Genomic DNA, 8,872 nt, shown 5'->3' with positions numbered 1-8,872 from the left:
CCGAGTCCAGGCTGAACATGGCCATGGTGAGCAGCATGTTGACGACGACCACCACGGTGATGGCGGCCCGCATGGCGTGGCCGGCGGCCACCCCGACGCCCTCCGGGCCGCCACTGGCGTAAAAGCCGTAATAACACTGCAGCACCGCGGAGATCGCCACGAAGATGACGCACTTGACCACCGAGTAGAAGATCTCCTGGCCGGCGAGCATCAGGCCGAAGTAGTGCATGTAGCCGCCCATCGACCCGCCGCTGATCAGCGAGACGATGATCTGGGTGCTCAGGTAGCTCACGCCCAGGCAGACGATGTAGAGCGGGACGATCGCGGTGATCGAGGCCATCAGCCGGGTGGTCACCATGTAGGGGATCGGCTGGATCGCCATGACCTCGGTGGCGTCGATCTCCTCGGAGATCCGCATCGCTCCGAGTTGGGCGGTGAACCGGCAACCGCTCTGCGTGGAGAAGGCCAGGGCGCAGGCGATCGGCGCCAGTTCGCGGGTGTTCACCAGGGACGAGATGATGCCGACGGCGGGGCCGAGGCCGAGCAGTTGAAGGAAGTTGTAGCCCTCGATACCGACCATCACGCCGACGACGATCCCCAGCACCAGTGCGACGCCGGCGGTGCCGCCGCCGACCACCAGGGAGCCGTTACCCCAGGCGACGTCCGACAACAGCCGGGTGTACTCCGAGCGGTAGCTCCGCAGCACCGTCGGGATGCCGGCGATGGCGCGCCCGAAGAAGAGGACGATGTGGCCCAGTTGCATGACCGGGCTGGTGAGCGAGGAGCCCAGGGCCTTCAGCTTCCGCACTGCCGGCGGGATCGGCGGCGAGGGCTTGGCGGCGGCCGGTTTCTCGGTGACCGTCATCGCGCCACGGCCATCGCGCTAGAGCCCCGTCTTCGGGAAGAGGATCAGGTAGAGCTGGCTGATGGCGACGTTGACGATCATCAGCAGCAGGATCGACTCGACCACCGAGGAGTTCACCGAGTTGGCCACGCCGATCGATCCGCCGCGGGTGGACAACCCCTTCTCGCACGCCACGATGCCCACGATGGCGCCGTACACCACCGCCTTGACCATCGCCAGTTGCATGTCCGACGTCGTGGTGAAGGACGCGAAGGTGCCCACGAAGCTGCCCGGCGCCCCGGCCTGGAAGTAGACGTTGAACAGGTAGCTGGCCAGGAACCCGGTGAAGCAGACCAGGCCGGTGAGCGCGATCGAGATCAGGATGGCGGCGGCGAAGCGGGGCACCACCAGACGCTGGATCGGCGAGATGCCGAGGACCTCCAGGGCATCGATCTCGTCGCGGATCCTGCGGGCGCCGAGGTCGGCGGTGATCGCCGAACCGACGGCTGCGGCCATGATGATCGCCGCGACCAGGGAGGCGGCCTGCCGGATCACCGCAAGACCACTGGCCGCTCCCGACATCGAGGTGGCGCCCACCTGTCCGGCAAGCAGTGCGAACTGCACCGACAGCGTCACCCCGATGGGCAGCGCCACGAAGACGGTCGGCAGCACCGAGGTGCCGGCCATGAAGGCGGCCTGGCGGATGAACTCCTGCCACTGGAACTTTCCGGTGAAAAGGTCGACGAACAGGGTCTGGATCACCCGGACCGCCATGATCGCCTGGTTGCCGAGGGTGTTGATGGCGGCCCGGGGATGCCGGTCGACGTAGCCGGAGACCCAATCGTCGATTTCGCGGACGCCGTCGGAGCCCTTGCGGCCGGCTTCTGACGACTTCATCCGCCGATCGGCCCCGAATCCCTGCCGAGCGGTAGACGGGAGCGCACCACGGCGTTCAACACCACCTCATGACTGGAGCGTCGGTACCTGCAGTCCCGCATACAGTAGGGGCAGGGTTTCCCACCCTGCACGCGATTCCGGATTTTGTTCATTACAGACGTGTGGTAACCACCGGACCTGCGTCCGGCGGCCGGGTCGGATCTCAGGCGCTGATCCAGTTGCCGTGGAAGCCGTAGGGCACCCGCCGCGGGAGCCGGATGCGGGCCACCGGTTCCGCGCCGAAATCGGCGGCATCCAGGATCACCAGTTCACTGCCGTTGCGCGCCGGGTCGTAGACGTACGCCAGGTACCAGCCGTTGTTCTCGTCGGCCGGACCGTTCGGCGACGCGGCGAACACGGCTTCGCCCGGACCGCCCGGGGCGTCCGCGCTGCCGAACCGGTGTTCGGATGCGGCGCCGGAAGCCATGTCGTAGCGCACCAGCGCGGAGTCGGCCACCGAGACGGCGTAGCGGGCCCGCAGGCCGGCCAGCCGGTCGTCGATGCGCGGGAATTCCACCGCCCGGTCGTCCAGTTGGCGTTCGGCCACCGATCCGTCGGCCAGATTCAGCCGCCATTCCCAGAGCACCCCACTGGTGGCGAATCCCCCGTCTTTGCGCCACAGTTCGGGATACCGGACGGCTTGCACCACAACGGAATTCGAATCGGGCTCGTAGGCGTTGGCGACATGGAACACGTAACACGGGTCGATGTCGAACCAGCGCATCTCCCCGAACGGGTCGTCGCGACGCAGCACGCCGAACCTGGCGCCGTAATCGTCGTCCCACCGGAAGGGCATGTCACCGCGGCCGTTGATCGCGATGTCGAGCTTGAACACGACCGGCAGGTCCATGAAGATCACGTGCCCGGACGTTATGGCGAAGTCGTGCATCATCGTCAGCGCCGGAACCTCGACCGGCCGATTCACGGTCAGCACCCCGTCGGCGTCGACCCGGTGGTAGCTGACGTGCGGCTGGAAAAGGTTGCCGTATCCGAAGAAATGGAGTTCACCGGTTGTGGGGCAGATCTTCGGGTGCGCCGTCATCGAGTCATTGAGCTTCCCGTCGAAGTCATGGCAGCCGACGGTCTCCAGATCATTGGTGATCTGGTACGGCAGCGAGGATTCGACGAGCGCCAGTGTCTTGCCGGCGTGGTTGACGACGTGGGTGTTGGCCACCGCGGACCGAAGATTGCGGGTGCCGTCCGGTCCGTAGACCGGGATCGGCTTGTCGAAGCTCTCGGTGCGCACCCAGCGGTTGCGGTACCACTTGGCCGCGCCGCCGGAGATGCGGACCCCGTGGATCATGCCGTCGCCGGCGAACCAGTGCCCGGACGGTTTGCGCGGGTTGGGTCCGTTGCGCAGGTACCAGCCGTCCAACCCGGGGGGGATCGCGCCCTGCACCGGAAGGTCGTACTCGGTCAGTTCGTCGGGCACCGGCGCGTAGTTGCCCCGCAGGTGGAACGGGACGGCCTGGGTCTCCCGGTCGCCGGCGTCACGGCTCGCCGGGTCGGCGATGGGCAGGTTGCCGAGTTCGTCGGCGGTCTGGGTCATACCGCCACTCTCCCAGCTAGATCTCCACCCAGTCCAGGGTTCGCTGGACGGCCTTGCGCCAGCCCGCGTAGCCCCTGGTGCGCTGCTCCTCGGTCCACTCGGGTCTCCACCGGCGGCTTTCGTGCCAGTTGGCCCGCAGGTCCTCCGGATCCGACCAGTAGCCGACGGCCAGGCCGGCGGCGTAGGCGGCGCCCAGCGCCGTGGTCTCGGGCACCTGGGGTCGCACCACGTCGACACCGAGCACGTCGGCCTGGATCTGCATGCACAGTTCGTTGAGGGTGACCCCACCGTCCACCTTGAGCACCTCCAGCTCCACCCCGGAGTCGGCGGCCATCGCGTCGACGACGTCGCGGCTCTGGTAGCAGATCGCCTCCAGGGTCGCGCGGGCGATGTGGGCGTTGGAGTTGAACCGCGACAGGCCGACGATCGCCCCGCGGGCGTCGGAGCGCCAGTACGGGGCGAACAGGCCGGAGAAGGCCGGAACGAAGTAGACCCCGCCGTTGTCCTCGACCTGCGCGGCCAGATGCTCGCTGTCGGCGGCTCCGCCGATGATGCCCAGCTGATCGCGCAGCCACTGCACCGCCGAGCCGGTGACCGCGATCGAACCCTCAAGGGCGTAAACAGGTTTGGCGTCGCCGAACTGGTAGCACACCGTGGTCAGCAGGCCGTTCTCGCTGCGCACGATTTTCTCACCGGTGTTGAGCAGCAGGAAGTTCCCGGTTCCGTAGGTGTTCTTGGCCTCACCCGGCTTGAGGCACACCTGGCCGACCATCGCGGCCTGCTGGTCGCCGAGGCTGGCCGTCACCGGAACCTCGCCGAGCATCGGTCCGTCCGCCAGGGTCATCCCGTAGGGCCGCGGCGATGAGGACGGCCGGATCGCGGGCAGCATCGCCCGCGGAATCCCGAAGAAGCCCAACAGTTCGTCGTCCCATTCCAGGGTCTCGAGGTTCATCAGCATGGTGCGGCTGGCGTTGGTCGGGTCGGTGACATGGGCGCCGCCGTTCGGGCCGCCCGTCATGTTCCACAGCACCCAGACGTCGGGGGTGCCGAACAACGCTTCACCGGCTTCGGCGTCGGCACGCAGGCCCTCGACGTTCTCCAGCAGCCACTGCAACTTGCCTCCGGAGAAATAGGTGGCCGGGGGCAGCCCGGCCTTGCGCCGGATCACGTCGCCGCGGCCGTCCCGGTCGAGTGCGGCCGCGATCTGGTCGGTTCGGGTGTCCTGCCAGACGATCGCGTTGTGGTAGGGCTGGCCCGTCCTGCGGTGCCAGACGATGGTGGTCTCGCGCTGGTTGGTGATGCCGAGCGCCGCGATGTTGGACGCGGACAGACCGGTGTTGTTCAGCGCCGAGGTCACCACGGTGCGGGTCGTTCCCCAGATCTCGGTCGGGTTGTGCTCCACCCAGCCGGCCCGCGGCAGGATCTGTGCGTGCTCGAGCTGGTGGCGGCCGACCTCCAGGCCGTTGTGGTCGAAGATCATGCAGCGGGTACTGGTCGTGCCCTGGTCGATTGAAGCGACGAAGTCGGCCACGGTGCTCCTCGGTGTCATGGGAGGACGAGTGTGATCGGCGGACAGCCTGTGCTGGGAGTCTGCCACCGTCCATTCTGGCCTACCGGGGCTCTGCGAACCATGGTGTCTTGCGCGCCGGACGGCGAGAAGGTTGCATCGTCACCGTGGGCGAAGAGGTCAAGCACACCAGCTACAGCCGCGCGCACCGCCAGCAGTACCGGCACAAGGTGCAGCGGTGCCTGGACGTGTTCGAGACCATGCTGGCCGAGTCCAGCTTCGAGTCCGACCACCCGCTGACCGGGATGGAGATCGAGTGCAACCTCGTCGACGCCGACTATCAGCCGGCGATGACCAACCAGGAGGTGCTGGCCGCCATCGCCGACCCGGCCTACCAGACCGAATTGGGCGCCTACAACATCGAATTCAACGTCCCGCCGCGGCCGCTGCCCGGCCGCACCGCCCTCGAACTGGAATCCGAGGTGCGGGCCAGTCTCAACGCCGCCGAGACCAAGGCCGGCGCCGACGGCGCCCACATCGTGATGATCGGCATCCTGCCCACCCTGATGCCCGAGCATCTAGCCGGCAGCTGGATGAGCCCGTCGATGCGATACCAGGCCCTCAACGACTCGATCTTCACCGCCCGCGGCGAGGACATCCTGATCGACATCCGCGGGGCGGACCATCTGAATCTGCACGCCGAGTCCATCGCGCCGGAATCGGCCTGCACCAGCATGCAACTGCACCTCCAGGTCTCCCCCGCCGACTTCGCCGGCAACTGGAACGCCGCTGAGGTGATCGCCGCGCCGCAGTTGGCGATGGGCGCCAACTCGCCGTACTTCTTCGGCCACCAACTGTGGGCCGAGACCCGCATCGAGTTGTTCGCACAGGCCACCGACACCCGCCCGGAGGAGTTGAAGGCGCAGGGCGTGCGGCCGCGGGTGTGGTTCGGGGAGCGGTGGATCACCTCGATCTTCGACCTCTTCGAGGAGAACGTCCGCTACTTCCCGTCGCTGTTGCCCGAGTTGTCCGAGGAGGATCCGGCCGCCGAACTCGCCGCGGGCCGCACCCCGATGCTTTCCGAACTCCGCCTGCACAACGGAACGGTGTACCGCTGGAACCGACCGGTGTATGACGTCGTCGACGGCCGGCCGCACGTCCGGGTGGAGAACCGGGTGCTGCCCGCCGGACCGACCGTCGTGGACATGATGGCCAATTCGGCGTTCTACTACGGCCTGCTGCGAACCATCTCCGAGGAGGACCGGCCGCTGTGGACGAGGATGAGTTTCGCTGCGGCACAGGGCAATTTCCTCGAAGCGGCCCGCAATGGGATGGCGGCACGGCTGTACTGGCCGGGCCTGGGTGAGGTGACTCCCGACGAGTTGGTGCTGCGCCACCTGCTGCCGATGGCCGACGAGGGCCTTCGGCGCTGGAAGGTGGCGGCCGACGTGCGTGACCGCTATCTCGGCGTCGTCGAGGGACGCGCCAAGACCGGACGCAACGGAGCGGTGTGGCAGGTCGCCACGGTGGACCGCCTCGAGGAGCGCGGCCGGGACCGGCCCGAGGCGCTGGCCGAGATGCTGCGCCGGTACTGCGAGCTGATGCACAGCAACGAACCGGTGCATACCTGGCCGGTTCGGTGAATCCACCGAGCGCCCCCGAAACGGCGCGTCAGATGGGAAAATCCGCTCCATGCGCGAGGATCCGCTGCCCACCGACCCGCCGATGGGCGACCTGCAGTCCAAGGGTCTGAAGAAGGGCTCGGTCTCCCTGATCGGCGCGGTGGCCATCGGGTTGGCGGCCACCGCCCCGGCGTACTCGCTCACCGGCGCGCTGGGGCCCGGCGCCCAGATGGTCGGCTACCAGTTGCCGGTCGTCTTCATCCTGGCGGTCATCCCGATGTACTTCGTGGCGCTCGCCTACAAGCATCTGACCGACGCCGCACCCGACTCCGGGACCGTTTTCACCTGGGGATCCAAGGCGATCCTGCCGCACATCGGCTGGATCGGCGGCTACGCCCTGATGCTGTCGAGCATCCTGGCCGGCGTCGGGGCCTCGGGCATCATCGTCAACGCCGTGAGCGTCGGCCTCGGTGTCGAGGAACCGAAGACCTGGTTCAAGCTCCTGGTCGCCGCATCCTTCATCATGATCACCACCTGGCTGGTGGCCCGCGGAGCCGAGGAGTCCTCCCGGACCACCATCATCCTGACGGTCATCCAATACGGCGGTTTGATCGTCTTCGCCGCGATCCTGGTCGCCAACGTCATCGGCCGGGAGCGCAGTCCCTCCGTCGAACCGTTCTCGTGGAACTGGTTCAACCCGTTCGCCATCACCAGTCTGTCGGATCTGGTGGGCGGGTTCCTGGTGGCGGTCTTCGTCTTCTGGGGCTTCGACGCCGCGCTGTCGATGTCCGAGGAGACCGACGGCACCCCGGAGCAGGCGGGCCGGGTCGGTGTGACCGCCATCGTGATCATCCTGATCACCTACGTCGTCATCGGGGTGGCGGCGCTGGCTTTCGCCGGGGTGGACGCCGCCGACGAAGGCAGCCTCACCTACCAGGGCAACGTCGAGGACGTGTTCTCCGGCATGGCCCGGGCGGCGGTCGGGCCGGCCGGGGCGGTCGTCGCCGCGGTGATCGTCGGGCTTTCGGCGTTCTCGGCGACGATGTCCACCGTGATGGCCACCGTCCGCGGACTGTTGGCGATGGCCACCTACAAGGCGCTGCCGGCCCGGTTCGCATCCGTCGATCAGGCGGCGCAGACCCCTAAGTTCACCACCTGGTTCATCGGCCTGACGACGCTGGCGATCTACAGCGGCCTCACCATGGTCAGCGACAGCGTCGTCGAGGACTGCGTCTACAGCGTGGCGATCTCGATCATGCTGTACTACACCGTCGTGGCGGTCTCCTCGGTCGTCTACTTCTGGGACACCGCCTGGCGTTCCTGGCGCACCGCCCTGGGTCAGGTGATCCTGCCGGGGATCGCCGCGCTGGTGCTCATCCCGGTCGGCGTGTCGGAGGCCTACCGGATGATCAGCCCCGAGTACGGCAGCGGCGGATCACTGGCCGGGGTGGGAACGGTCTTCGTCATCGGTGTGCTCAGCATCGCCCTGGGAGTGCTGCTGATGGTCGTCTGGAGCCTGAAGTCGCCGGCCTTCTTCCGCGGCGAGACCCTGCACCGGGAGCGGACCCAACGCCCCCGCTGATCGGGCCTCAGACCTTCGTCAGCAGCGTCGCCTCGACGTTGCCGCGGGTGGCCTTGGAGTAGGGGCAGACCTGGTTGGCCTGCTTCATCAACTCCTCGGCCCGGGCCTGCTCGAGTCCCGGCAGGTAGCCGACGATCTCGGTGGTCAGCCCGTAGCTGGTCTCGTCCTTGCCGATCCCCACCCGGACGGTCACGGCGGTGGCGTCGTCGAGGGGGACTCCTGTATTCGCTGCCACCAGTCGCAGCGCGCCCAGGAAGCACACGGAGTAACCGGCCGAGAACAGCAGTTCGGGGTTGACCCCCTCGCCGCTGCCGCCCATCTCCCGGGGCGGGCGGGCGTCGAGGTCGATGCTGCCGTCCGAGGACTTGACGTGACCGTCACGGCCCCCTCCGGTCGCGGTGGATTCTGCGGTGTAGATGGCGTCGATGGTCATGGGACGATCATGCCAGCTTCGGCCCTCCACGCCGAGATCGACGCAATGGCGGGAGTTACTCGCGCTTTCCCGCCCAAACGTTGGTTTCGGCGGGGTGGCGCGCGGGGTTTCAGCCGGCCAGGAGTTCGGCGATCTGAATGGTGTTGAGCGCCGCGCCCTTACGCAGGTTGTCCCCGGAGATGAACAGCGCCAGGCCGCGGCCGTCGGGCACCCCGGGGTCCCGGCGGATCCGGCCCACCAGCGAGTCGTCACCGCCGGCGGCGGCCAGCGGGGTGGGGACCTCGACTAGGGTGACCCCCGGCGCGCCGCCGAGAAGCTCGCGGGCGCGCTCGGGCCCCAGGGGCCGGGCGAACTCGGCGTTGATCGACAGCGAGTGGCCGGTGAACACCGGCACCCGCA

8 protein-coding genes are annotated in these 8,872 nt (G+C 67.8%); 2 read left to right on the top strand and 6 right to left on the bottom strand.

The genetic code is table 11. The annotated features are described in order from the left end of the window. From ADBZ5U_RS12510 to glpK, 4 genes are all read right to left on the bottom strand, one after another. The coding region (locus tag ADBZ5U_RS12510) for an MlaE family ABC transporter permease (RefSeq protein ID WP_526810658.1) at positions 1-865 on the bottom strand (865 nt) is incomplete at its 3' end. Positions 866-883: 18 nt separating this feature from the next. Next, positions 884-1,741: an MlaE family ABC transporter permease gene (locus ADBZ5U_RS12505; protein ID WP_526810656.1), complete on the bottom strand. Its 858-nt coding sequence runs from the start codon at positions 1,739-1,741 to the stop codon at positions 884-886. 202 nt (positions 1,742-1,943) lie between these two features. Further along, positions 1,944-3,329, bottom strand: a complete 1,386-nt coding sequence (locus tag ADBZ5U_RS12500; protein WP_526810654.1) for a carotenoid oxygenase family protein — start codon at positions 3,327-3,329, stop codon at positions 1,944-1,946. Between the two features lie 16 nt (positions 3,330-3,345). Next, entirely contained in the window at positions 3,346-4,878 is a 1,533-nt protein-coding gene (gene glpK, locus ADBZ5U_RS12495; protein ID WP_526810652.1) for a glycerol kinase GlpK, read from the bottom strand. Positions 4,879-5,003: 125 nt separating this feature from the next. Here glpK and ADBZ5U_RS12490 point away from each other — a divergent pair, with 125 nt between their 5' ends. Both ADBZ5U_RS12490 and ADBZ5U_RS12485 read left to right on the top strand, forming a co-directional pair. Next, positions 5,004-6,479 carry a glutamate-cysteine ligase family protein gene (locus ADBZ5U_RS12490; RefSeq protein WP_526810650.1) on the top strand — a complete coding sequence of 492 codons (1,476 nt, stop codon included), beginning with the start codon at positions 5,004-5,006 and terminating at the stop codon, positions 6,477-6,479. Between the two features lie 49 nt (positions 6,480-6,528). Further along, positions 6,529-8,040, top strand: coding sequence for an amino acid permease (locus ADBZ5U_RS12485; RefSeq protein WP_526810648.1), 1,512 nt, complete (start codon positions 6,529-6,531; stop codon positions 8,038-8,040). A gap of 7 nt (positions 8,041-8,047) precedes the next feature. Here ADBZ5U_RS12485 and ADBZ5U_RS12480 read toward each other — a convergent pair whose 3' ends face one another. After that, the gene (locus ADBZ5U_RS12480; RefSeq protein WP_526810646.1) at positions 8,048-8,473 is read right to left on the bottom strand and encodes an organic hydroperoxide resistance protein; all 426 of its coding nucleotides are present in this window, start codon (positions 8,471-8,473) and stop codon (positions 8,048-8,050) included. A 109-nt stretch (positions 8,474-8,582) separates the two neighbouring features. Continuing rightward, on the bottom strand, positions 8,583-8,872 hold a 290-nt coding region (locus tag ADBZ5U_RS12475; RefSeq protein ID WP_526810645.1), incomplete at its 5' end, for an Asd/ArgC dimerization domain-containing protein.

The sequence above is a fragment of the Mycobacterium sp. genome (assembly GCF_040398885.1).
GTDB lineage: Bacteria > Actinomycetota > Actinomycetes > Mycobacteriales > Mycobacteriaceae > Mycobacterium.
The sequence above is the reverse complement of the archived record's forward strand: the minus strand, read 5'-3'. Positions and strand labels throughout refer to the sequence as shown.